Genomic DNA, 25,306 nt, shown 5'->3' with positions numbered 1-25,306 from the left:
AGATGCCAGGAGGCGCGGGCGGAGGGCCGCGCCGGGGCGGCGGGCGGCCGACCGGGCGACGGGGCAGAGGAGAGCAGAGTCACCGCGGGACCTCCGGGTGTACGGTGCCGGGCCCGTGGCCCGGTGAGCTGGGTGCGGGATCCGGTGCGCCCGGGGCGGGATCCGGTGTGCCGGGAGCGGGGCGGGCGTCTCCCGGGCCGGCCGCCGTGCCGCCGGCCAGCTCCGGTGGCGCGCCGGAGGGACGGGAGCCGCCGGCACGGGATCCCACGGAACCGGAGTCCCCCGCGCCGGGGTCCCCGGCGCGGTGGTCGCCCGTCCCGGCCTCCGCCCCTTCCGCCGGTCCTCCCGGTCGCGCGCGTCCCGCGCGTCCCGCGCGCCCCGCGCGGACCGAGAGCGTCGCGGCCGAGACGACGAAGAGCAGCACGGCGGCGACGTTCAGCGCCCCGCCGAGCCGCCAGGCCGCCTCGGTCTCCCGCAGGTCCCCGACCAGCACGCGCAGGGCCAGCGAGAGATGGAGCAGCCAGGCCGGCCCCGCCAGCACCCGGTGGTACGGCAGCGGGCGGCGCAGCACGGCGGGGAGGATCACCGGCGCGTGCGCCATGATCATCGACAGGACGAAGCCCAGGAAGACGGCGTGCACCACGGCGTCGTACCGCGGCCCGTCCGCCACCGGACCGCCCAGCAGCCACAGCGCCCCGGCCAGCGCGAGCCAGGCGTAGCCGGCCAGCAGGCAGGCGGCCGAGAAGCGCGGCAGGCCCGTCGAGCGCAGCATCCGGCGGGCCACGTCGTACACGGTGAGCCAGCCGACCAGCGCGAGCAGCGCCGCGCCGAGCAGCACGGTGCCGGCCGCCGGCCACAGCAGGGTGACCACGGCCCCGGTGAGCACGGCACCCGCCGCGGCCAGGAACGTGTTCTCCGTACGCGGCGCGAGCAGGGCCACCCGCGCCAGTTCCAGCCGCTCACCGGCGATGGTGAGCACGAGGAAGGCGGCGAGCCAGGGCAGCAGCCGGGGGACGTCGAGCCCGCCCAGCCACAGCAGCGCCGCTCCGAGCGCGGCCACCGCGCCCGCCCCCTGAGCCAGCAGCGCGGCGCCGGGCTGGCGCCGCCAGAAACGGGTGTAGAGGGCGAGCAGCAGCGCCGTACCGGCCACCAGCAGCAGCCGTCCGGCGCGGAGGTCGACGGGTGTGGCGAGCAGGAGACCGCCCGCGCCGAGGCAGGCCGGTGAGAGATACGCCCAGCGGGTGCCCAGGGCGACGGCCCGCTCCAGCGCGACCAGCGTCCCGGCGAAGCCGAGGACCAGCAGCATGCCGTGCACCTCGGGCAGCCGTTCGACGGTGAGCGGCGCGGGCAGCTCCAGCAGCATCAGGGCGGCGTTCAGCCCGAGCAGCAGCGCCAGTCCGGCGGGCAGCAGCAGGACGGCCCGCCGCGCCCCGGCCTTCCGTGCCTCCGCATGCCCCGGGCCGCTCACCGGGTCCCCCCGTCGTCCGCCGGGCCGGCGGCCCCCTCGCGTCCGGCCGGCTCGGCCGGTCCGCCGGCTTCCGCGGGCGGGGCGCCGAGCCGCAGCCGGCAGGCGTCGGGTTCCGCGAAGGGCAGCAGCTCCACCTGGTCCGCATCGCCGCCCAGCGCCGCCATGCCGCCCCTGGCCAGCCCGGCGTGGACCGAGCAGATCACGCCCGGGTGCTCGCGGACGGCCTCGATGAACGGGCAGCGCGGCAGCCGCGCCCCGTGGCCGTCCTCGTCCGGCTCCGGCGCGAAACCGATCTCGCCCAGCAGGTCCAGCACCCGCCCGCGCGCGTCCTCCGGCGACCGGGCGGGCTCCGCGCCGGAGAGCAGGGCGCGGCCCCACTCCTCACCGGCCGCGAGGGCGTCCGCCCGCGGATCGGCGCTGGAACGGGCGATCTGCCCGGCCAGCACGGTGGCCAGCCCGGCGTACTCGCGTACGGCGGACTGCTGCGGCGGCCGGGCGCGGTACTGCCAGGCGGGACGGCCGCGGCCGACGGCCGGGGCGCGCTCGCGCACCACCAGCCCGGCGCCGACCAGCGCGTCGAGATGCTCACGGACGGTGTTGGTGTGCAGGCCGCAGAGCCGGGACAGCGCCGTGACGGTGACGGAACCGGCCTGGCCGCGCAGCTGCTGGAGCACGGCACCACGCTGGCGCGACAGGGGCGGCCGGCCGTCCGATCCGCCGCCCGGCTGGGGACCCTTATTTTTCACGGACATGTCCGGAGTATATTGCAGGCACCGGACCCGGCCGGAACCGGCCGGCCGTCAACGCTGGAGGAAGCGCCATGAACACCGTCACCCTCGCCTCGGACCCCGAGGACGCCGCCGCCGTGGAGGCCGTCGAGGCACACCACACCCACCTGGCCGGTGAGCTGGCCGGACGGGTCTCCGTCCTCCTCGACACCGCCGCCCGCAACCCGGCCGGCGCGGAGGCCGCCCGGGCGAGCCTGGCCGCCTTCTGCGAACGCGAGCTCCTCCCGCACGCCGCCGCGGAGGAGGAGGCCCTCTACCCGGCCGCCCACGGCACCAAGGAGGCCCGGCTGCTCGTCGACGGCATGCTCGCGGAGCACCGCCGGCTCGCCGGGCTCGTCGCCGCCGTCCGCTCCGCGCCCACCGCGGTCCACGCGGCCGCCGAGGGCCGGGCCCTCCAAGTGCTCTTCGAGGAGCACCTGGAGAAGGAGAACAACCTGGTCCTTCCGCTGATCGCGGGATCCACCGAGGTCTCGCTGGCGGAGCTGCTCGCGGGGATGCACGAGCTGCTCGGGGGCCACGAACACGGCGAGGACGGCGAGGAGGCGGGTGGCGGCTGCGGCGGCCACTGCACCTGCGGCGAGACCGAGGAGGAGGCCGACCCCGAGCTCGACGTCCGCGAGGTCCCGCACGCGATCCGTCACGCCACCGTGTTCGGCGCGCTCGGGGCCGTCCCGGCCGGCCGGGCGATGGTGCTGGTCGCCCCGCACGACCCCAAGCCGCTGCTGGCCCAGATCGAGGACCGCAACCCGGGTGTCTTCTCGGTGGAGTACCTGGAGCGCGGACCGGAGGCCTGGCGCCTCCGCCTCAGCCACGGCTGACACGCCCGGCCGGCGAAGCCGCCGGGGCCGCCGCCCGATGCCCCGGCGGCCCCGGCTCGGCCGGCCCCGTACAACGGGCCGCCCTCGGCGGCCCGTTCGCATGCGGGAGCACGCCCCCGGCACCGTTCCTGCCTCCGCGACGCACCGTCACTACACCCCGCGCCCTCCCCGGGCCCTCGCGTCCCCGGCGCCCCCTTACCTCCCGGCGTTCCCCGCGCGCACGCGTAACCGGCGCCGTCCTCCGCGTCGTTCACGGCCGCGGACACCCGCGCGGCCCGGTGTCCGGTCCCGCCCCGCTCCCCGGCCCGCCCGGTGTGATCCTGCCGACACCCGCCCTCCCGCGAGGCGCCCCCGGGCCGCCCGATCTCCCACAGGACCCCACGTCACCGGGGAAACCGGAGACCACACGGCCCCTCGCGACGGTCCCAATGGTCCCTTACCGGTCTTCGGATGAGTGAAGATCCTGGACCGCACGGGGATGACACCCGCGGCCGGAGGGCACCCATACGGCACCCACCACGGCCCCGGAGCTCTCCCGCCCTTCTTCCTTTCGAACCACAGCCGGGGACACGATGACCACTGACAGCCACACGAGGGATGCGGACACCCCTATGGACGACACCTCGCGAGCGGCCACCGCAGCACCCCCGCCGTCCGGCACCGGAGCCTCACCCGGGCCGCGCGGGCTGATGCTGACCCTGGCCACCCTCGGATTCGCCCTCAACTTCTGGGCCTGGGCCCTGCTCAGCCCGCTGGGGCCGCGCTTCCAGGAGATCCTGGATCTCTCCTCGTTCGAGCAGTCGCTGCTCGTCGCGGTACCTGTGATCGTCGGCTCGGTCGGCCGCATCCCGGTGGGCGCCCTCACCGACCGCTACGGCGGCCGGATCATGTTCCCCCTGGTCTCCGCCGCGACCATCGTCCCCGTCCTCTACCTGGGACTGGTCGGGCACACCACCTTCGCCGGCCTGCTGATCGGCGGCTTCTTCCTCGGCATCGGCGGAACGGCCTTCGCCGTCGGCGTCCCCTTCGTCAATTCCTGGTTTCCGCCCGAGCGCCGCGGTCTGGCCGTCGGCGTCTTCGGCGCCGGCATGGGCGGCACCGCGATCAGCGCGCTGACCACGGTCAACCTGGTCAAGGAGTACGGGACCGCGGCGCCCTTCGTCATCACGGCCGTCGTCCTGGCCGTCTACGCGCTCGTCGCCATCCTCCTGCTGCGGGACGTCCCGGGCCGTACGGTGTCCGGCGGCTCCATGCTGAGCCGGCTGGCGGTCACCGCGCGGCTGGTCGCGACCTGGCAGGCGTCCGGTCTGTACGCGCTGGCCTTCGGCGGCTACGTCGCCTTCTCGGTCTATCTGCCGGTCTACCTCAGGACCGCCTACGGTCTGGAGCCCGCCGACGCCGCCAACCGGATGGCCGGATTCGTGCTGCTGGCCGTGCTCATGCGGCCCCTGGGCGGCTGGTTCTCGGACCGCTTCGGCCCGGTGCGCGTGCTGGCCGGCGCCCTGGGTGTGGTGATCACGGGGGCCGTCGTCCAGTCCTTCACCCCCGAGCTGATGCCGGTCGGCACCATCGCCTTCCTGGCGATGGCCGCGGCCCTGGGCATCGGCAGCGGCGCGGTGTTCGCCCTGGTGGCCCTGATCACCCCGCCCGAGCGGGTCGGATCGGTCACCGGCGTGGTCGGCGCGGCCGGCGGCCTGGGCGGCTTCGTACCGCCGCTCGTGATGGGCGCCGTCTACGGGGCCACGGGAAGTTATGCCATCGGTCTGGTGTTGCTCGCAGTGGTGTCCGCGGCGGCTCTGCTCTACACCGTCACCAAGGTCCGGGCCGAGATCGCCGGCCACGGCGCCTGACCGCCGGCACGGAAACCCACCGCCCCCGGTACCCCCGCCCCCACGGCACACCGGCACACCGGCACACCGAAGGAGCCGACCCCATGTGCGAGTACTGCGGCTGCCAGTCGCTGACGTCCATCGACGAGCTGACCCGCGAGCACGACCTCGTCGTCACCATGATCGCCGAAGTGCGGGAGGCCCGCCGCGACGGCGACCTGCCCCGCATGGCCGCCACCGCCCGGCGCATCGCCGGTGTCCTCGGCCCGCACACCGAGGTCGAGGAGCACGGCCTGTTCCCCGCGCTCACCGCGGACTTCCCGGAGCAGATCGCCGCGCTGGAGGACGAGCACCGCCGCATCGAGGCCGTCCTCGCCGAGGCCGGCGACCCGGACGCCGGGGAGGGCCCGGACGGCCCCGGCGCCCCGGTCCCCGCCGACCCGTCCTGGCCGCGGCGCCTGGAGGAGGCCCTGGCCGTCCTGCGCGACCACATCCTCAAGGAACAGGACGGCGTCTTCCCCGCGGCCCTGGCCATGCTGGGGACCGAGGAGTGGGAGGCGGTCGAGGCGGTGCGCGGCCGGGTGGGCACCCGGCTCCCGGCCGCCTGACCGTACACCCCCGGGCAGCGGCCCGTTCCCCTCCGTGTTCACCAGCGCCGATGTCCTCGGGAGGTTGGTGGACACGCGGCCGGGGATCTTGCGTCATGGCGTGATGTGTCGTTGGGTGGCGGCGGAGCTCGCAGTTCCAAACCGCCGTACGACACACGGGTACACGTGCCCGGGAAAAGGACGCCATGGCGAGGACGAGGAGCAAGGGACGGAACCGGGAAGGCGCGGCACCGGGCCTGGACGGTGAACTGGCCGACGCCCTGGTCGGAACCCGCAGATTCTTCACCCGCGCCGAGGTCTCGAACGACAAGCGCACGCTCCACCGGATCGGCGGCCGGCAGGCGGACGACTTCTACCGCGACCGCTGGAGCCACGACAAGGTGGTCCGCTCGACCCACGGGGTCAACTGCACCGGCTCCTGCTCCTGGAAGGTGTACGTCAAGGACGGCATCATCACCTGGGAGTCGCAGCAGACCGACTACCCTTCGGTGGGCCCCGACTCCCCGGAGTACGAACCCCGCGGCTGCCCGCGCGGCGCCGCCTTCTCCTGGTACACGTACTCGCCCACCCGCGTGCGCTACCCGTACATCCGCGGCCTGCTGCTGGAGATGTACCGGGAGGCCAAGCAGCGCCTCGGCGACCCCGTGCTCGCCTGGGCCGACATCGTCTCCGACCCGGAGCGCGCCCGCCGCTACAAGTCCGTACGCGGCAAGGGCGGCCTGGTCCGGGCGAGCTGGGCCGAGGCGGCCGAGCTGATCGCCGCCGCCCATGTGCACACCATCAAGGAGTACGGACCCGACCGGCTCGCCGGCTTCTCGCCGATCCCCGCGATGTCGATGGTCTCCCACGCCGCCGGCGCCCGTTTCTACTCCCTCGTCGGCGGCGTCATGCTGTCGTTCTACGACTGGTACGCCGACCTGCCCGTCGCCTCCCCGCAGGTCTTCGGCGACCAGACCGACGTGCCCGAGTCGGGCGACTGGTGGGACGCCGGCTACCTCGTCATGTGGGGCTCCAACCTCCCGGTGACCCGCACCCCCGACGCGCACTGGATGGCGGAGGCGCGCTACCGCGGCCAGAAGGTCGTCGCCGTCGCGCCCGACTACGCCGACAACGTCAAGTTCGCCGACGAGTGGGTGCCCGCCCGCCCCGGCACCGACGGTGCGCTGGCCATGGCCATGGGCCACGTGGTCCTCAAGGAGTTCTTCACCGACCGCTCCACCCCCTACTTCACCGACTACGTCAAGCGCTACACCGACCTGCCCTACCTGGTCGCCCTGGAGGAGACCGGAGAGGGCACCGGCGCCGGCGGCACCGGGGGATCCGCCTACAAGCCCGGCAAGTTCCTCACCGCGGCCGATCTGGACGGTGAGGAGGCCGCGACCGAGAACGCCGACTTCAAGACCGTCCTCCTCGACGCCGCCACCGGCCGCCCCGTGGTGCCCGGCGGCTCCCTGGGCCACCGCTTCGGCGAGTCGGGCGCCGGCCGCTGGAACCTCGACCTCGGCGACACCGATCCGCTGCTGAGCGCCGACGGCGGCGGCGAAGCGCCGGTGGAGGTCGACCTCGTCCGCTTCGACACCCCCGACGGCTCGGCGGGCCGGCTGCGCCGCGGCGTCCCCGTCCGCCGGATCGGCGGCCGCCTGGTGACGACGGTCTACGACCTGCTGCTGGCCCAGTACGGCGTGAGCCGCCCGGGCCTGCCCGGCGAGTGGCCCACCGGCTACGCGGACACCGAACAGCCGTACACCCCGGCCTGGCAGGAGAGGATCACCGGAGTGCCGGGGGAGCAGGCGGCCCGCATCGCCCGGGAGTTCGCGGCCAACGCCGAGGAGTCCCGCGGCCGTTCGATGATCGTCATGGGCGCGGGCACCAACCACTGGTTCCACTCCGACACCATCTACCGCGCCTTCCTCACCTTGACCACCCTCACCGGCTGCCAGGGCGTCAACGGCGGCGGCTGGGCGCACTACGTCGGCCAGGAGAAGGTCCGGCCCATCACCGGCTACTCCGCCCTGGCCACGGCCTCCGACTGGAACCGGCCCGCCCGGCAGATGATCCAGACCGCGTACTGGTACCTCCACTCCGACCAGTTCCGCTACGACCCCTTCGGCGCCGACGCCCTCTCCGCCACCACGGCCGGCGGCAGCTTCACCGGCAAGTCCACGGCCGACGTCATCGCGCAGTCCGCCCGGATGGGGTGGATGCCGTCCTACCCCACCTTCAACCGCAACCCGATCACCCTCGCCGAGGAGGCGGCCGCCGCCGGCCGCGAACCCGCCGAGCACATCGTCGGCGAACTGAAGTCCGGCAACCTCCGCTTCGCCGGCGAGGACCCGGACGCGCCCGAGAACTTCCCGCGCGTCCTCACCATCTGGCGGGCCAACCTCCTCGGCTCCTCCGCCAAGGGCAACGAGTACTTCCTCAAGCACCTCCTCGGCGCCGACTCATCCGTCCGCGCCACCGAGGCCCCGCCCGGCGCCCGCCCCCGCGACGTCACCTGGCACGAGGAGGCTCCCACCGGCAAGCTCGACCTGCTGCTCACCCTCGACTTCCGGATGACCAGCACCACCCTCTACTCCGACGTGGTGCTGCCCGCCGCGACCTGGTACGAGAAGCACGACCTCAACACCACGGACATGCACCCGTTCGTGAACTCCTTCAACCCGGCGATCCCGCCGCCGTGGCAGACCCGGACGGACTGGGACGCGTTCAACAGCATCGCCAAGTCCTTCAGCACCCTCGCCGCCGGCCACCTCGGCACCGTCAAGGACGTGGTCGCGGCCCCCCTGCTGCACGACACCCCGGACGAGATGGCCAACCCGCACGGCCGGGTCCGCGACTGGAAGGCGGGGGAGTGCGAGCCCGTCCCCGGCCGCACCATGCCCAAGCTCATCACCGTCGAACGCGACTACACGGCCGTCGCCGACAAGATGACCGCCCTCGGCCCCCTCCTGGACACCCTGGGCGCCACCACGAAGGGCGTCACCTTCCACTACGAACGGGAACTGGAGTACCTGCGGAAGAAGAACGGCACGGTCCGCGGCGGCCCCGCCGACGGCCGCCCCGTCATCGCCCGCGACGTCCAGGCGTGCGAGGCGATCCTCGCCCTCTCCGGCACCACCAACGGCCATCTCGCCACCCAGGGCTTCCGCCAGGTCGAGACCCGCACCGGCACCCAGCTCGCCGACCTGGCCGGCGAACACGAGGGCAAGCAGGTCACCTTCGCCGACACCCAGGCCGCGCCCGTGCCCGTCATCACCTCCCCGGAGTGGTCCGGCTCCGAGTCCGGCGGCCGCCGCTACTCGCCCTTCACCATCAACGTCGAACGGCTGAAGCCCTGGCACACCCTCACCGGCCGCCAGCACTTCTTCCTCGACCACGACTGGATCGCCGAACTCGGCGAGTGGATGCCCGTCTACCGGCCCCCGCTCAACATGCACGCCCTGTTCGACGAGCCCCGGCTCGGCGAGCAGAGCGAGGCCGGCCTGACGCTTCGCTACCTCACCCCGCACAACAAGTGGTCGATCCACTCCGAGTACCAGGACAACCTCTTCATGCTCTCCCTCTCCCGGGGCGGGCAGAACATCTGGATGGCCCAGGAGGACGCGGCCAAGCTCGGCATCCACGACAACGACTGGATCGAGGCGGTCAACCGCAACGGCGTCGTCACCGCCCGCGCCATCGTCTCCCACCGGATGCCGGAGGGCACCGTCTACATGCACCACGCACAGGACCGGCTCATCGACGTGCCCCGCACCGAGACCACCGGGCGGCGCGGCGGCATCCACAACTCGCTCACCCGGCTGCTGGTCAAACCCACCCATCTCATCGGCGGCTACGCCCAGTTGAGCTATGCCTTCAACTATCTGGGCCCCACCGGCAACCAGCGCGACGAGGTCACCGTCATCCGCCGCCGCGGCCAGGAGGTGCAGTACTGATGCGCGTCATGGCACAGATGGCGATGGTGATGAACCTCGACAAGTGCATCGGCTGCCACACCTGCTCCGTCACCTGCAAGCAGGCGTGGACCAACCGCAGCGGCGTCGAGTACGTCTGGTTCAACAACGTCGAGACCCGCCCCGGCCAGGGCTACCCCCGCCGCTACGAGGACCAGGAGACCTGGCGCGGCGGCTGGGAGCTCAACAAGCGCGGCCGGCTCGGGCTCAAGGCCGGCAGCCGGTTCAAGAAGCTCATCACCATCTTCTCCAACCCCAAGCTCCCCAGCCTCGACGACTACTACGAGCCCTGGACGTACGACTACGAGACGCTCACCAACGCCCCGCTCCAGGAGCACACCCCCGTCGCCCGCCCCAAGTCGCTGATCACCGGCAAGGACATGAAGATCAGCTGGTCGGCGAACTGGGACGACGACCTCGGCGGTTCCCCCGACCACGGCGACAAGGACGTGCTCCTCGCCGGCATCGAGGAGAAGGTCAAGTTCCAGTTCGAAGAGACCTTCATGTTCTACCTGCCGCGCATCTGCGAGCACTGCCTCAACCCGTCCTGCGCCGCCTCCTGCCCCTCCGGCGCCATCTACAAGCGGGAGGAGGACGGCATCGTCCTGGTCGACCAGGACCGCTGCCGCGGCTGGCGGATGTGCGTCACCGGCTGCCCGTACAAGAAGATCTACTTCAACCACCGCACCGGCAAGGCCGAGAAGTGCACCTTCTGCTTCCCGCGCGTCGAGGTCGGACTGCCCACCGTCTGCTCCGAGACCTGCGTCGGCCGGCTCCGCTACATCGGCCTGATGCTCTACGACGCCGACAAGGTCCTCGAAGCCGCCTCCACCCCCGACGACACCGGGCTCTACGAGGCCCAGCGCGAGGTGTTCCTCGACCCGAACGACCCGGAGGTCATCGCCGAGGCCGAGAAGGCGGACATCCCGCGCGACTGGATCGAGGCCGCCCAGCGCTCCCCGATCCACGCCCTCATCAACACCTACAAGGTGGCCCTGCCGCTGCACCCCGAGTACCGCACCATGCCCATGGTCTGGTACATCCCGCCGCTCTCCCCGGTCGTCGACGTCGTCCGCGACACCGGCTACGACGCCGAGGACTCCGGCAACCTCTTCGCCGCCATCGACGCGCTCCGCATCCCCGTCGACTACCTCGCCCAGCTCTTCACCGCCGGCGACCCGGCCCCGGTCGACGCGGTCCTGCGCCGGCTGGCCGCCATGCGCGCCTACATGCGCGACATCAACCTCGGCCGCGACCCGGACGGCTCCATCCCCGCCGCCGTCGGCATGGGCGAGGAGCAGATGTACGACATGTACCGGCTGCTGGCCCTCGCCAAGTACGACGAGCGCTACGTCATCCCGCCCGCCCACGCGGAGCAGGCGCACAGCCTGGAGGAGCTCGCCACCGAGTGCAGCCTCGACTACGAGGGCGGCCCCGGCATGGGCGGCGCGGGACTGCCGAGCGGCTCCGGGCCCTTCGGCGAGGCGTCCGGCGGCGCCAGCCCCATCGCCGTGGAGAACTTCCAGGCGCTGCGCGACCGGCAGACCGCCGACAGCGTCGCCTCCCCCCAGGACAAGACCGCCCGGGTCAACCTCCTCAACTGGGACGGCAAGGGGAACCCCGAGGGACTCTTCCCGCCGGAGAGCGATGAACGCGGTTCCTCCCCGAACACCTCCGGCGGCCCGGAGACGTCCGGCACCGGCTCCGGCGGCCCGGACGCCGCCGGCGGCCCCGAACGCAAGGAGGACCGGCCGTGAACGGTTCCGTCACCCCCTGGATCCCGGTGGCCTGGCAGGTGCAGTCCCTGCTGCTGGCCTACCCGGAGGACGGCTTCCCGGAGCACACCCGGCTCGCCCGGCGGGCCGCCGGGGCCCTGCCGAAGGCGGCCGCCGCCCCGCTCCTCCGCTTCCTCGACCACGCCGGCGCCACCCCGCTCACCGCGCTGGCCGCCGACTACGTATCCGTCTTCGACCACCGCAAGCGCTGCTGCCCCTTCCTCACGTACTACGCCCACGGCGACACCCGGAAGCGCGGCGTCGCCCTCCTCCGGCTGAAGCAGACCTACGCCCGGGCCGGCCTGCGCCTCACCGACGACGAACTCCCCGACCACCTCGCCGTCGTCCTGGAATTCGCCGCCCAGCACCCGGAGGCCGGCCGGAAGCTGCTTCTCGACCACCGCGCCGGGCTGGAACTGCTGCGCCTCGCCCTGCGCGACAGCGAGGCGCCCTGGGCGCACGTCCTGGACTCCGTCTCGGCCACCCTGCCCGCGCTCCGCGGGGACGAGCGGGAGGCCGTCGCCCGGCTCGCCGCCGAGGGCCCGCCCGAGGAAGAGGTCGGCCTGGCCCCCTTCACACCCCCGCAGTTCATGCCCGACCCCGTCGGAGGCCGCCGATGATGCCCCCCGCCACGACCCCCGGGCCCCTGCGCGCCCTGGCCGCCGAGACCGCCGTGGGGGAGTCCGGCGCCCTGGAGATCTTCCTCTGGGTGGTGCTGCCGTACATCGCCCTGACGATGTTCGTCGCCGGGCACGTCTGGCGCTACCGCTACGACAAGTTCGGCTGGACCACCCGCTCCTCCCAGCTCCACGAGAGCCGGCTGCTGCGGATCGGCAGCCCGCTCTTCCACTTCGGCATCCTGGTGGTGCTCATCGGCCACATCGGCGGGCTGGTGATCCCCAAGAGCTGGACCGAGGCCGCCGGGATCAGCGAGCACACCTATCACGTCACGGCCGTGGTGCTGGGCACCATCGCCGGGATCAGCACCCTCGCCGGCATCGCCATCCTCGTCTACCGGCGGCGCACCGTCGGCCCCGTCTTCCTGGCCACCACGCGCAACGACAAGTTCATGTACCTGCTGCTGGTGCTCGCCATCGTCCTGGGGCTCGTCGCCACCGTGGCCGCGAACGTCGTCGGCGGCGGCTACGACTACCGCACCACCATCTCGCCCTGGTTCCGCGGCATCTTCTTCTTCCAGCCCGACCCCGCCCTGATGGCCGGCGCACCCGTGCTCTTCCAGCTGCACGCCCTCAGCGCGCTGGCCCTCTTCGCCGCCTGGCCCTTCACCCGGCTCGTGCACATGCTCACCGCGCCGCTCGGTTACCTCACCCGTCCGTACATCGTCTACCGCAGCCGCGACGTCCAGATGGGCTCCCGCCGGCCCCGGCGCGGGTGGGAGCGTGTCTGAAGCTCCGCTGGTCCGGATACCGTGGGGGGCGTGACCCCGGCCGGCGTTCGGCCCGCCGGGACCATGTGGAGGTGAGCACAGGGTGGGAAGCGCCGAGGACAGCGGTGTGGTGCGGCTGCCGCAGCTGCGGCTGGACGAACTGCTGGAGGAGCTGCAGGCCCGGATCGACGCCGCCCGGGGCACCCGGGACCGGGTCCACCACCTGCTGGAGGCCGTGCTCTCGGTCGGGCGGGAGCTCGATCTGGAGGGGGTGCTCCAGCGCATCGTCGAGGCGGCCGCGGCCCTGGTCGACGCCGAGTACGCGGCCCTCGGCGTGATCAGCGAGGACGGCAAGGGGCTGGTGAAATTCCTCACGGTCGGCCTCAGCGAGGAGGAGATCGCCGCCATCGGCCCGTACCCCGCAGGCCACGGCATCCTGGGCGAGCTCATCCGCAACCCGGAACCGCTGCGGCTGGCCAAGCTCTCCGACCACTCCGCCTCCTACGGCTTCCCCGCCAACCACCCGCCGATGAACAGCTTCGCCGGCACCCCCATCCGGGTCCGCGGCAAGGTCTTCGGCAATCTGTACCTCACCGAGAAGCGCGGCGGCGGGCAGTTCGACGACGAGGACGAGGCCGTCCTGTCCACCCTCGCCGTCGCGGCCGGTGTGGCCATCGACAACGCCCGGCTGTACGAGGAGTCACGGCAGCGCGAGCGCTGGCTGCGGGCGAGCGGCGAGGTCACCTACGAACTGCTCTCCGGCCGGCCCCGCGGCGAGGTGCTCGGCAGGATCGCCGAGCGCGCCCGGGAGATAACCTCCTCCGTCCTGGCCGTCGTCGCCCTGCCGGTCGGCGACGGGGCCAATCTCTCCGTGGAACTGGCGATCGGCCGCGAGTCGGACGTCCACCGCGGTCTGGTGCTGCCCATCGAGTCCAGCCTGTGCGGGCTCGCCTTCCGCGAAGCCATCCCCGTCACCAGCGCCGACGCCGCCGGCGACCCCAGGATCTCCGCCGGGCCGGAACGGTTCATCGGCCTCGGCCCGGCGGTGGCCGTGCCCATCGGCACCGCCACCGGCGTCCGCGGCGTGCTCCTCCTCGTCCGGGAGAAGGACCGGCTCGCCTTCAGCGACCAGGAGACGGAGCCGCTGCTGGGCTTCGCCGGACAGGCCGCGGTGGCGATGGAGCTCGCCGAGCGGCAGCAGGACGCCGAGCAGATCGCGCTGCTGGAGGACCGCGACCGGATCGCGAGGGACCTGCACGACCTCGCCATCCAGCGGCTCTTCGCCACCGGGATGACCCTGCAGAGCGCCGCCCGTTTCATCGAGCACGAAGGCGCCTCGGAGCGCGTGGTGCGGGCGGTGGGCGACCTGGACGAGACCATCAAGATCATCCGTTCGACGATCTTCGGCCTGCGCTCCCGCCAGCCGGGAGAGGGCCACAACCTGCGGGCCCGGATCGCGCAGGCGGTCGGCGAGATCGCCGGGCCCATGGGCTTCCCGCCGAGCCTGCGCATGGAGGGCCTGCTCGACACCCAGGTGCCCCGCCAGGTGGCCGACCACGCGGTCGCCGTCCTCGGGGAGGCCCTGTCCAACGCCGCCCGGCACGCCCAGGCCACCCGCACCGACGTCGCCGTCAAGGTGACCTCCACGGAACTCGTCCTGTCGGTCTCCGACAACGGGGTGGGCATCCCCGCGGAGGAGGGCCGCCGCAGCGGACTCCGCAACCTCACCGAGCGGGCCGAACAGCTCGGCGGTTCCTTCGAGTTGACCGGTACGCCGGGCGGCGGCACGACCATCACCTGGCGCGTGCCGCTGGAGACGGACTGACCGCGGCCGGGCCCGGCCGCCCGGCGCCGTGCCCGGCGAATCCCTCGATGTCCGGCACGCCCCCTGTCCGGCCCAGCGCCGGGCCCCGTATCACCGGAGGCGGTGACACGCCGGACACTTGCCCGGACTACAGTCCATCGGGAACGATCGCATGCCCCGGGGGAGTTGCCCGGTTCCGCGTACCGCGGCGCCGATCCGTCACCGCGGCCGGAGACCCGGCCCGCGGGCGCCGGACGGCCGGTCCGGCGGCCCCGCGGAACCACTCCGGCCTGCGTCCCCTATGACACGGAGGAACAGATCGATGGTCTTCGGGCGTTCTGAACGCCGCAGCGCGGCCGCCGTCGAGCCCGTCACGCTGAAAATCCTGGTGGCGGGCGGCTTCGGCGTCGGCAAGACGACCCTGGTGAGCACGGTGAGCGAGATCAAGCCGCTGCGCACCGAGGAGATGCTCACCGAGGTCGGGCGGCCGGTGGACTCCCTCGAAGGCGTCGAGGGCAAGCGCACCACCACCGTCGCCATGGACTTCGGCCGGATCTCGCTCCGCGACGATCTGGTGCTGTACCTCTTCGGCACCCCCGGGCAGGACCGGTTCTGGTTCCTCTGGGACGAACTGGCCCAGGGCGCCCTGGGCGCCGTCGTCCTCGCCGACACCCGCCGGCTGAGCGACAGCTTCGCCGCCGTCGACTACTTCGAGCGCCGCGGCATCCCGTTCACCGTCGCCGTCAACTGCTTCGACGGCGCCGACCGCTACCCGCCCGAGGTGGTCAGCGAGGCCCTCGACCTCACCCCCGGCACCCCGGTGATCCTCTGCGACGTCCGGGAGCGCGCCTCCGCCAAGGAGGTGCTGATCTCCGTCGTCGAGCACGCCATGGCCTTCGCCTCCGACCAGCCGGAGCCCGTCACCACCTGACGGGCCGCCGCCCGCCCGTACCGGCCTCCGCCGGGCACCGAGCGGGGCGGACCGGTCGGCGCCCCCGGTCACCCCAGGGGCGTCCCTCCCCGTGCCCGACACGGCCGCGCGGGTTCCCGACCACGGGGACCACCCCGACCCACACCGCCGTCATGGACGGACATGTCTCCGGGCCTCGCCCCGACGCGGTCGAGTGCGCTGCCGGGATCTCCCCCCGAGGCCGGGACGCTCATCGTGACCTGCGACTCCGCGACACGCCCCACCACGGGTGAGGGCCGCTGAACACCGGGGAGGACGTGCCCTCCCGCCGGGCTACTCCTCCGCACGGCCGCGGCCGGACAGCGAGCGCCGGTCCACGGGGAAGTCGAAATAGCTGTCGGGGAACGGCTCGGGCTGGTACGTGTAATGCCACCATTCCTTGGGATAGTTGACGAAGCCCGCCCGCTCCAGCCCCTTCTTGAGCAGCAGCCGGTTCCGCCGCTGCTCGCCCCGGACACGCTCGTCGAGGGTGTGGGAGAGGGGGTCGAAGCAGTCGTAACCGGTGCCCATGTCCACGGAGTTGTCCGGGAACCGCTCCTCGCGCGGCGCGGTGCACGGCACCAGCGGCTCGCCGGGCCGGTAGGGGCCGGTCTTCCCGGCGGGCAGCCGCACCAGGGTGAGGTCGACGGTGCTGCCGCGGCTGTGCCCGGAACGCTCGGCGATGTAGCCGTCCTCGAACAGCCGGGACTTGTCGACCTCCGGGTAGAACTCCCGCTTCATGCGCTGGTCGCCGGGGTCCCCGGCCCAGCGCACGAAATGGTCGACCGCCCGCTGCGGGCGGTAGCAGTCGTAGACCTTCAGGGAGTAACCGCGCGCCCGGAAGGCGCGCTGGGCCTTCTTCAGCGCCCGGGCGGCCGGCTCGGTGAGGAGGCACAGCGGCTCGCGGTAGCCGTCGATCCGGTCGCCGACGAAGTTGTGCCGGGTGGCGTAGCGGATGTCGTGCAGAACCGTCCGGTCGACGGACCGCAGATCGACGAACTCCCGGGGCGCGCGCGGCTCCCGGCCCCGGTCCGGGCCGGTGGCGGCGGGCGGTGCGGCAGAGGGGGCGGCCGAGGCGGCGGGCGCGCCGGCGGCCAGGACGAGCAGGGCGGCGGCCGCCGCCACCGGCCGGGCACGTACACCGGAACGGGACACGAGACCTCCGGGACACAGGAGTTGAGACATGTGCTGTCCTTACCGCACCGGCGCCCATGGGGAAACCGCACCGGTGCACACCTCCGGAGAACCACGGCGCGTCTTCCTCGGAGACCGTGCCGGCGCACCGCGGGCACGGCGTTCGGCGCCCGCCGTCGCGTCCCCGCCGGTCACGGTTCGCGTGTCCCGGTGGCCGGGGCCGGGACCCGGCGTGCGGGACGGAACCCGGGACGCCCGGGAGCACCCGCAAGCGCGCCGGCCGCCGGGGAGCGCGCCCCGCGCGTACCCCGGCCGCGCCCGGTGCCCGCCGGGGCCGGTGACCGGCATCGCTCACCCTGCGGGGTACCCGCCACCCACCGCCCAAACGCCTGCGGCCGGGGCGGACCGGACCCCGGGGAGCCGCCCGGGGAACCCGCCGCGTCCGCTACAGTCCGCCCGTGATCACCGAGCCGCGTCCGGATTCCCACTGTTCCTTCTGCGGTGCCGCCTTCCCGCCCGGCACCGGATGGCCCCGTACCTGCGCGAACTGCGGAAACGTCTCCTACCGCAATCCGCTGCCGGTCGCGGTGGCCCTGCTTCCCGTCCGTACGGCGGGCGGAGGCCGGTCCGGCGGCGTGGGGCCGGCCGTGGTCCGCCGTGCCATCGAGCCCGGGCGCGGCCTGCTCGCCCTGCCGGGCGGATTCATCGACCACGGTGAGGACTGGCGTGCCGCCGTCGTCCGCGAGCTCCGCGAGGAGACCGGAATCGAGGCCGCCGCACGGGAGGTGCGCCTGGCGGACGTCCTCAGCTCCCCCGGCGGGCACCTGCTGGTCTTCGGGCTGCTGCCCGAACGCGATGAAGCGGACCTGCCGCCGTCCGCCCCCACCGACGAGACCGACGGCTGGCAGATCCTGAGTGCCCCCGCCGAACTGGCCTTCCCTCTGCACACGGAGGCCGTCCGCGGCTGGTTCGTGGGCCGCTACCGCTACGCGCCGCTCTGACGGGGCACGGGCGCCCCGGGCGGCGGGGCGGCGCCCCACGGCAGCCCCGAACGGCACCGGCCGCGGGCCCGGGAACCCGCCCGCTCAGCTCTCCGCCGCCGGCAGCCCGCGGATCCGCAGCGGCAGCCCGATCTCACCGCCGCCCTCCCGCTCGACCACCACCCGCCCGCCGTCACGCCGGGTGGTGAACCGCTCGAACCGGGAACGCTCCGCACCGTCACCCGTGCCCGCCGCGAACACCCCGCGTCCCGTCCGCCCCGGTGCCGGGGCCCACACCTCCAGCTCCACCCCGCCCGCCGGCGACGCCACCGGCAGCACCGCGCCCGCCCGCGCCAGCAGCGGGATCCGCGACAGCGGCGCCTCCAGCACCACGGTCCCCGGCCCTTCGTACATGTCTTCGGTCACCGTGTCGTACCAGCGCCCGCGCGGCAGCCGCACCGCCCGCCGGACGGCCCCCGGCTCGAGCACCGGTGCGACCAGCAGCGCGTCGCCCAGCAGGAACGTGTCCCCGCAGTCCCGCAACCGCCGGTCACCCGGCGAGCCCCACCACGGCGGACGCACATACGGGGCCCCGGTGCGCCGCGCGATCCGCGCCAGCGTCAGGAAGTACGGCAGCAGCCGCTCGCGCCCGGCCAGCGCGGCCCGGGCGTGCTCCAGCACCCAGGGCGCCGCCTCCCACGGCCCCCGCGGCCGGCCCGGCGCCGCCGCACCGGGGCCGCCGGGTGACCGGGTGCGGAACAGCGGCAGATACGCGGCCAGCTGGAACCAGCGCAGGTACAGCTCCGGCGGCAGCGGCTCACCGCCGCCCACGTCCGGCCCGCAGTACGGCACCCCGCACAGCCCCAGACCGAGCACCAGCGACAGTGACGCCCGCAGCCCACTCCAGTCCGCCACCGCCGGGCCCGCCACCACGCCCCCGTAGCGCTGGCTGCCCGCCCACCCCGCACGGGAGACGAGGAACGGCCGCTCCTGCGGGCGCAGTTCGAACAGGTGCTCGTAAGCGGCCCGTGCCATCAGCAGGCCGTAGACGTTGTGCGCCTCCCGGTGGTCGCCCTCCCGCCCGTCCAGCGCGTGCCGCGCCGACAGCGGCAGCGTGGCGTCACCGAACGCCGCCAGGGACAGCGGTTCGTTCCCGTCCAGCCAGAGACCGGCGGTACCGCGCGGCAGCAGCTCCTCCAGGAGGCCGCCCCACCACTTGCGCACCCGGACATCGGTGAAGTCGGGGAACACCGCGTCCCCGGCCCCGACCAGGCCCCGCACCTTCCGGCCCCTGGCGTCCCGCACGAAGACACCGGCGGCCACCCCGCTGTCGTACGCGGGATCGCCGCGCTCCGCGCGCACCCCGGGCCGGACGGCCGCCACGAGCCGGACCGTCTCCGCGCCGGGGCCGGAGCCGGCGCCCGGGCCGGTCGCGGACCCGGACCCGGACCCGGGACCGAGCCGCGTTCCGTGGCCGTCGCTCCCGGCCGTCCCGTGGGCGGACCCGTGCCCGGCCTTCCGCTGCGCCGGAAGACCGGGGGAGTCCACATGCAGGGCCGATAGCGGCAGCCCGAGCTCCCGGTACGCCGCCGCCACCGCCGGCGCGCCCTCCCCGCCCCCGCCGCCGGACGCGTCGTACGCGTGCTGGTGCCCGAACGCCCAGCCCGGCGGGAGCGCGGGCGCGCCGGTGAGCGCCGTCCAGCCGCGCAGCACCCGGGCCGGGCCGCCCACCACCGTCCAGGAGCGCACCGGACCGCCGTCGAACCGCAGTTCGCAGCTGCCCGGCCGGTCGTGCCCGGACCCCGCGCCCTCGGCGCCCTCCCGCAGCCGCACCCAGCCGTTCCAGGAGTTGTCGTGGAAGACCAGATGGGTCCCCGCGTCCGCGACGACCAGCTGCACCGGCATCGTCACCGGCAGCGGGTCGTTCCCCGGCCCGAACGCCCCGCCGGGGGCCGTGTTCCAGAGCCGGTACGGGCCGCCGGCCAGCCGCGGCCCCGCCGCGCGGCCGCCCAGGCCGAAGAACCGCGCGTCCGCCGCCACCCGGGAACACTGGGTCCAGCGGGACCCGCCCGCACCCGGAGGGGTGCCCCCGGCGTCCCCCGCGCTTCCCGCGTCCCCCGCATCCGCCGGGTCCCACCAGCGCGGCGGCAGATCCCGCCGCAGCACCACCCCGCCCGGCGTCCGGAACTCCACCGCGCCGAGACGCGAGACCGCCACGGTCATCCGCTCGGAGACCACCCGCCAGCCGCCCTCCGTGTCGGGCTCCAGCTCCGCCCGGGCGTCGGCCGCCGGGCAGCCGTGCGCCAGCCCGTACGACGGTTCCGGCCCGGCGCCGTCCCAGCCGCAGAACACCGCGCCGCCCACCGTCACCCGCACCAGCAGCGAGGACCGCGCGAACCGCACCACCCCGCCACCGGGCCGCGGCTCCGCGCCCACGGCCGCCCCCGGTACCCGGGCCCGCTCCGCCCCCGGGCGCGGCAGCGCCGCCGCGTCGGCCCGGCTCCGGCGCCACGCCGACCGGACCGACCGCACACCCCGGGCCGTCCCCAGCACCCCCACCGACCGCACCAGGCCACGCGCATCCATGCTGCTCAGACTGCCACTCGGCCGACCGGTGGGGAGAGCCCGGATGTCCTTTGTTCAACTGTCGTTCACCACACCTTGACCGAGCCCCCGGACCGCCGTCGCCACGACGGCGCCCCTCCGCTCCGCACGGACCGCAACCCGGCCCGGCACACGGTCCGCGCCCGGCCCGGCGTGTGGCGCGCCCACACCTCCCGCCGACCCGCTGTGGCGGGTCCGCCCTGGTGCGGAGGACGATCCCATGGCATCGTCCTGCACAGCCGCCGCGCACCCGCACGCCCCCCGGCCACCACCCCGGGGGCCGGGCCGTGCGCGGCGACGACGCACACGACGCGTGAACACAGCACGGGAGCCGCCATGACCGCCGCGCACAGCGCAGCACCGACGACCGCAGACGGGCCGGAGCAGCCGGAGCCCCTGTGGAGCCCCGGACCCGACCGGATCGAGGGCGCCCGGCTGACCCGCTTCCAGGCCTGGGCCGCCGAACGCTTCGGCGCCCCCGCGGCCGTCCCCGGCGACCCCGCCGCGAGCTACGCCGCCCTGCACCAGTGGTCCGTCGGCGAACTCGCCACGTTCTGGCAGGCGGTGACCGAGTGGTTCGACGTCCGCTTCACCACCCCGTACGAGACGGTCCTCGCCGACCGCTCCATGCCCGGCGCCACCTGGTTCCCCGGCGCCACCCTCAACTACGCCGAGCACGCCCTCCGCGCCGCCGAGGACCCGGCCCGCGCCGGCGAGCCGGCCCTGCTGTACGTCGACGAGACGCACGAACCGCGCCCCGTCACCTGGGCCGAACTCCGCCGTCAGGTCGGCTCGCTCGCCGCCGGACTGCGCCGCCTCGGCGTCCGCCCCGGTGACCGGGTCAGCGGCTACCTGCCCAACATCCCCGAGGCCGCCGTCGCCCTCCTGGCCACCGCCGCCGTCGGCGGCGTCTGGACCTCCTGCGCGCCCGACTTCGGCGCGCGCAGCGTCCTCGACCGCTTCCAGCAGGTCGAGCCCGTGGTCCTGTTCACCGTCGACGGCTACCGCTACGGCGGCAAGGAGCACGACCGCACGGAGACCGTCGCCGAACTCCGCCGCGAACTCCCGGGCCTGCGCGCCACCGTGCACATCCCGCTGCTCGGCACCCCCGCCCCCGAGGGCGCCCTGGAGTGGGACGCCCTCACCGCCGCCGACACCGAACCGGTCTTCGAACACGTCCCCTTCGACCACCCGCTGTGGGTCCTCTACTCCTCCGGCACCACCGGGCTGCCGAAGGCCATCGTCCAGTCCCAGGGCGGCATCCTCGTCGAACACCTCAAGCAGCTCGGCCTCCACTGCGACCTCGGTCCCGAGGACCGCTTCTTCTGGTACACCTCCACCGGCTGGATGATGTGGAACTTCCTCGTCTCCGGCCTGCTCACCGGCACCACCGTCGTCCTCTACGACGGCAGCCCCGGTTACCCCGCCACCGACGCCCAGTGGCGCGTCGCCGAACGCACCGGCGCCACCCTCTACGGCACCTCGGCCGCCTACGTCATGGCCTGCCGCAAGGCCGGCGTCCACCCCGGCCGCGACTTCGACCTCTCCCGCGTCCAGTGCGTCGCCACCACGGGCTCCCCCCTCCCGCCCGACGGCTTCCGCTGGATCCACGACGAGGTGTCCGAAGACCTGTGGATCGCCTCCGTCAGCGGCGGCACCGACGTCTGCAGCTGCTTCGCGGGCGCCGTCCCCACCCTCCCCGTCCACATCGGCGAACTGCAGGCACCCGGCCTCGGCACCGGCCTCCAGGCGTGGGACCCGCAGGGGAGGCCGGTCACCGACGAGGTCGGCGAGCTCGTCGTCACCAACCCCATGCCGTCCATGCCCATCCGCTTCTGGAACGACCCCGACGGCTCCCGCTACCGCGAGAGCTACTTCGAGATGTTCCCCGGCAACTGGCGCCACGGGGACTGGATCACCGTCACCTCGCGCGGCTCCGTCGTCATCCACGGCCGTTCCGACTCCACCCTCAACCGCCAGGGCGTCCGTATGGGGTCCGCCGACATCTACGAGGCCGTCGAACGGCTCCCCGAAATCCGGGAATCCCTCGTCATCGGCGTCGAACAGCCCGACGGCGGCTACTGGATGCCGCTCTTCGTCCACCTCACGGAAGGAGCCGTCCTCGACGACGCCCTCCGCGACCGCATCCGGCGCGTCATCCGCGAGCAGCTCTCCCCCCGCCACGTCCCCGACGAGATCATCGAGGCCCCGGGCGTCCCGCACACCCTCACCGGGAAGCGCATCGAAGTCCCGGTCAAGCGGCTCCTCCAGGGCGTCGCCCTCGACAAGGCGGTCAACCCGGGCTCCGTCGACAACATCGAACTGCTCCGCTTCTACGGGCGCGTCGCCGAACAACGCGCGGCCGACCGCCCCTGACCCACCGGCCGGCAGCCGCCCGCACCCGCTTGTCAGACCCCTCGGTTACGTTCAGTGAGAAATCTGGTTCCGAAGAGAACCGAACGTAACCGAGGGGGAGACCCGGCCATGTCCCGATCCGACCGCAAGACCACCACCGCCCGGCACCCGCTGCTCCGCGAAACCGCCGCCACCCTCGCCCTGCTGGCCGACGAGGAGGACTTCGCCGCCATGCGGGACTACCCGCCCTTCACCGCGCTCGACGGCCACCGCGCCTACCTCCGCCAGACCGAGGACGCGCTCCGCGCCCTCGCCGCCCGGGACGGCCACACCACCGTCGCCCTCCTCGACCCGGACCGCTTCCACGCCTACTGCGCCGAGCACGGCATCGACCCGGCCGAGCCCGCCAGCCGCGCCCGCTACACCGCCGAGCTCGCCGCGGCCGGCGCCACCGTCCCCTACGACGGACAGCCGGTCGGCCTGCTGGTACCCCAACTCGTCGACGCCGCCGAGCGCCGCGCCGGCCTGGAGGTCGCCACCATGATCCTGGCCGCGGCGGGCGACTGCCCCGGCTGCGGCGAGGACATCGGCCGCACGGCCTGCAGCCGCGCCTCCCACGCCCTCCTGCGGCTGGTCGGCGCGGCCGGCCCGGGCGTCCACCACCTCGTCTGCAGCGTGCCCGCCGGCCCCGCGCCCCTCACCGCGGCCCTGCACGCCGAGCGCGGGGAGCGCGGCGGGCTCCGCAGCCCGGAGGCCGAGACGATGCTCTTCTGCTCGGTGCTCGCTGCGGGCATCGCGACCGGCGCCCCGGGCGGAGTCGTGCTGCGCACCAGCGTCCCCGACGGCCGTGACCGGGTCCGCGGCTGGGCCCTGCGAGACTCCTGGCTCCGCCCCCTGACGGCCGCGGAGGTCTTCTCCGCCTACTGCACCGACCCCGGGACCGGTGAACCGGTGGCCCCCGAACCGGGCGTCGACCACCTCCCCGGTTTCGACCTCCCGGAACCGGACGGCTGCTGCGGGCCACCGGCGCACGGCGGCTGACCGGAAACGGCCGGTGGCCGCTCCGCCGCAGCGGAACGGCCACCGGCCGGCAACAACACCCCGTAAGGGCACCGGCCCCGCCGGTCACTCCCCGGACAGCACCGCCTGTGCGGCCCTCCGGGCCTCCTCGGCGGTGTCGGCCGCACGGGCGGCCGCCGCCGCGCGCTCGCACTGGGCCAGGGTGTGCTGGGCCAGCGTCGCCCGGACATACGGCAGCGAGGCGGCGCCCATGGACAGACTCGTGACGCCCAGACCCGTCAGCACACAGGCGAGCAGCGGATCCGAGGCGGCCTCCCCGCACACCCCGCAGCTCTTGCCCTCCGCCTTGGCCGCTTCCGCCGAGATCGCCACCAGGTCGAGCAGCGCCGGCTGCCAGGGGTCCTGCAGGCGGGACACGGCACCGACCTGCCGGTCCGCCGCGAAGGTGTACTGCGCGAGGTCATTGGTCCCCAGCGAGAGGAACTCCACCTCCTGCAGGATCGACCGGGCCCGCAGCGCGGCCGACGGAATCTCCACCATGGCCCCGAACTTCGCCCGCAGCCCGGCCTCCCGGCAGGCATCGGCGAACGCCCTGGCGTCGGTGCGGTCCGCCACCATCGGGGCCATGACCTCCAGATAGACCGGCAGCCCCTCGGCGGCCCTGGCCAGGGCCGTGAGCTGGGTCCGCAACACCTCGGGATGGTCGAGCAGGGTCCGCAGCCCCCGCACACCGAGCGCGGGATTCGGCTCGTCGGCCGGAGTCAGGAAGGCGAGCGGCTTGTCGGCGCCCGCGTCCAGCACGCGGACAACCACCCGCCCCTCCGGGAACGCCTCCAGCACCGTCCGGTAGGCCTCGACCTGCTTCTCCTCCGACGGCGCGTTCTCACCGTCGTCCAGGAACAGGAACTCGGTGCGGAACAGCCCCACGCCCTCGGCGCCGGCCTCGACCGCCGCCGGCACATCGGCCGGCCCGCCGACGTTGGCGAGCAGCGGCACCTTGTGCCCGTCCGAGGTCGCCCCCGGCCCGGTGACCGCGGTCAGCGCGGCCCGCCGCGCGGCCGCCGCCGCCTCGATCTCCGCCCGCTTGTCCGCGCTCGGCGACACGAACACCTCACCGGTGCTGCCGTCGACGGCGATGACCGTCCCCTCGGCCAGGTCGCACGCCCCCGGCAGCGCCACCACGGCCGGGACCCCGAGAGCCCGCGCCAGAATCGCGCTGTGGCTGGTCGGCCCGCCCTCCTCGGTGACGAAGCCCAGCACCAGCGTCGGGTCGAGCAGCGCGGTGTCGGCCGGCGCGAGATCCCGCGCGATCAGGACATACGGCTCATCGCTGTCCGGAACCCCCGGCATCGGCACCCCGAGCAGCCGCGCCACGATCCGGTTCCGCACATCGTCCAGATCGGCCACCCGCCCGGCCAGATACTCCCCGGCCCCCGCGAGCAGCGACCGGTACGCCGCGAGGGCGTCGTACACGGCACGCTCAGCGGTGCTGCCCACCGCGATCCGGCGGTCGACGTCGGCCATCAGCTCCGGGTCCTGGGCCATCATCGCCTGGGCCTCGAGCACCGCCTGCGCCTCGCCCCCGGCCAACTGCCCACGGGCCGTCAGGTCCGCGGAGACGGCCTCCACGGCACGCCGCGCCCGAGCCTGCTCACGCGGCGCCTCCTGCTCGGGGATCTGCTTGGCGGGCGGCTCCAGCACCGCCGTCCCCATGTGCCGTACCTCGCCGATCGCCACTCCGTGGCTCACGCCGACGCCTCGCAGTGTTGTCTTCATCGCACCCGTCTCCGATCGATGCGGCCGGGCCCTGCCGCCCGCCGCGAGGGAAGTC

At 74.2% G+C, this 25,306-nt stretch carries 17 protein-coding genes; 12 read left to right on the top strand and 5 right to left on the bottom strand.

What is annotated here, in order from left to right; all coding sequences use genetic code 11:
• Positions 1-79: 79 nt before the first annotated feature.
• The gene (locus SXIN_RS01430) at positions 80-1,468 is read right to left on the bottom strand and encodes a hypothetical protein (protein ID WP_192883539.1); all 1,389 of its coding nucleotides are present in this window, start codon (positions 1,466-1,468) and stop codon (positions 80-82) included.
• The gene (locus SXIN_RS01425; RefSeq protein ID WP_095756449.1) at positions 1,465-2,220 is read right to left on the bottom strand and encodes a helix-turn-helix transcriptional regulator; all 756 of its coding nucleotides are present in this window, start codon (positions 2,218-2,220) and stop codon (positions 1,465-1,467) included. Before SXIN_RS01425 ends, SXIN_RS01430 begins: the two co-directional genes overlap by 4 nt.
• A 68-nt stretch (positions 2,221-2,288) precedes the next feature.
• On the opposite strand from SXIN_RS01425, the gene SXIN_RS01420 reads away from it, so the two are divergent.
• From SXIN_RS01420 to SXIN_RS01380, 9 genes are all read left to right on the top strand, one after another.
• Positions 2,289-3,074, top strand: a complete 786-nt coding sequence (locus tag SXIN_RS01420; RefSeq protein ID WP_019708238.1) for a DUF2249 domain-containing protein — start codon at positions 2,289-2,291, stop codon at positions 3,072-3,074.
• Between the two features lie 611 nt (positions 3,075-3,685).
• Complete coding sequence (locus SXIN_RS01415; protein WP_019708239.1) at positions 3,686-4,924, top strand: MFS transporter; 1,239 nt, start codon at positions 3,686-3,688, stop codon at positions 4,922-4,924.
• 83 nt (positions 4,925-5,007) lie between these two features.
• The gene (locus SXIN_RS01410; RefSeq protein WP_019708240.1) at positions 5,008-5,511 is read left to right on the top strand and encodes a hemerythrin domain-containing protein; all 504 of its coding nucleotides are present in this window, start codon (positions 5,008-5,010) and stop codon (positions 5,509-5,511) included.
• Positions 5,512-5,696: 185 nt separating this feature from the next.
• On the top strand, positions 5,697-9,449 hold the full coding sequence (locus SXIN_RS01405) for a nitrate reductase subunit alpha (RefSeq protein WP_019708241.1): 3,753 nt from the start codon (positions 5,697-5,699) through the stop codon (positions 9,447-9,449).
• Positions 9,449-11,224 carry a nitrate reductase subunit beta gene (narH, locus tag SXIN_RS01400; RefSeq protein ID WP_019708242.1) on the top strand — a complete coding sequence of 592 codons (1,776 nt, stop codon included), beginning with the start codon at positions 9,449-9,451 and terminating at the stop codon, positions 11,222-11,224. The genes SXIN_RS01405 and narH overlap by 1 nt, the downstream gene beginning before the upstream one ends.
• Complete coding sequence (gene narJ / locus SXIN_RS01395) at positions 11,221-11,862, top strand: nitrate reductase molybdenum cofactor assembly chaperone (RefSeq protein WP_019708243.1); 642 nt, start codon at positions 11,221-11,223, stop codon at positions 11,860-11,862. Before narH ends, narJ begins: the two co-directional genes overlap by 4 nt.
• The gene (narI, locus tag SXIN_RS01390) at positions 11,859-12,650 is read left to right on the top strand and encodes a respiratory nitrate reductase subunit gamma (protein WP_019708244.1); all 792 of its coding nucleotides are present in this window, start codon (positions 11,859-11,861) and stop codon (positions 12,648-12,650) included. The genes narJ and narI overlap by 4 nt, the downstream gene beginning before the upstream one ends.
• A gap of 82 nt (positions 12,651-12,732) precedes the next feature.
• The gene (locus SXIN_RS01385) at positions 12,733-14,454 is read left to right on the top strand and encodes a sensor histidine kinase (RefSeq protein WP_019708245.1); all 1,722 of its coding nucleotides are present in this window, start codon (positions 12,733-12,735) and stop codon (positions 14,452-14,454) included.
• A 301-nt stretch (positions 14,455-14,755) separates the two neighbouring features.
• Positions 14,756-15,364: a GTP-binding protein gene (locus SXIN_RS01380; protein WP_019708246.1), complete on the top strand. Its 609-nt coding sequence runs from the start codon at positions 14,756-14,758 to the stop codon at positions 15,362-15,364.
• A 312-nt stretch (positions 15,365-15,676) separates the two neighbouring features.
• On the opposite strand, the gene SXIN_RS01375 is transcribed toward SXIN_RS01380, so the two are convergent.
• Complete coding sequence (locus SXIN_RS01375) at positions 15,677-16,537, bottom strand: M15 family metallopeptidase (RefSeq protein ID WP_420341031.1); 861 nt, start codon at positions 16,535-16,537, stop codon at positions 15,677-15,679.
• 437 nt (positions 16,538-16,974) lie between these two features.
• On the opposite strand from SXIN_RS01375, the gene SXIN_RS01370 reads away from it, so the two are divergent.
• Complete coding sequence (locus SXIN_RS01370) at positions 16,975-17,517, top strand: NUDIX domain-containing protein (RefSeq protein ID WP_420341030.1); 543 nt, start codon at positions 16,975-16,977, stop codon at positions 17,515-17,517.
• 84 nt (positions 17,518-17,601) lie between these two features.
• Here the strand turns inward: SXIN_RS01370 and SXIN_RS01365 are convergent, their stop codons facing one another.
• The gene (locus SXIN_RS01365) at positions 17,602-20,082 is read right to left on the bottom strand and encodes a glycoside hydrolase family 31 protein (protein ID WP_095756447.1); all 2,481 of its coding nucleotides are present in this window, start codon (positions 20,080-20,082) and stop codon (positions 17,602-17,604) included.
• 354 nt (positions 20,083-20,436) lie between these two features.
• Between SXIN_RS01365 and SXIN_RS01360 the strand changes: the two genes are divergently transcribed.
• The gene (locus tag SXIN_RS01360; RefSeq protein WP_019708248.1) at positions 20,437-22,476 is read left to right on the top strand and encodes an acetoacetate--CoA ligase; all 2,040 of its coding nucleotides are present in this window, start codon (positions 20,437-20,439) and stop codon (positions 22,474-22,476) included.
• A 108-nt stretch (positions 22,477-22,584) separates the two neighbouring features.
• Positions 22,585-23,496 carry a hypothetical protein gene (locus SXIN_RS01355; protein ID WP_095756446.1) on the top strand — a complete coding sequence of 304 codons (912 nt, stop codon included), beginning with the start codon at positions 22,585-22,587 and terminating at the stop codon, positions 23,494-23,496.
• 84 nt (positions 23,497-23,580) lie between these two features.
• Here SXIN_RS01355 and ptsP read toward each other — a convergent pair whose 3' ends face one another.
• Positions 23,581-25,251, bottom strand: a complete 1,671-nt coding sequence (gene ptsP, locus SXIN_RS01350; RefSeq protein WP_039820898.1) for a phosphoenolpyruvate--protein phosphotransferase — start codon at positions 25,249-25,251, stop codon at positions 23,581-23,583.
• Between the last annotated feature and the right edge of the window lie 55 nt (positions 25,252-25,306).

The organism is Streptomyces xinghaiensis S187 (assembly GCF_000220705.2).
In the GTDB taxonomy this organism is placed as follows: domain Bacteria; phylum Actinomycetota; class Actinomycetes; order Streptomycetales; family Streptomycetaceae; genus Streptomyces; species Streptomyces xinghaiensis.
The sequence above is the reverse complement of the archived record's forward strand: the minus strand, read 5'-3'. Positions and strand labels throughout refer to the sequence as shown.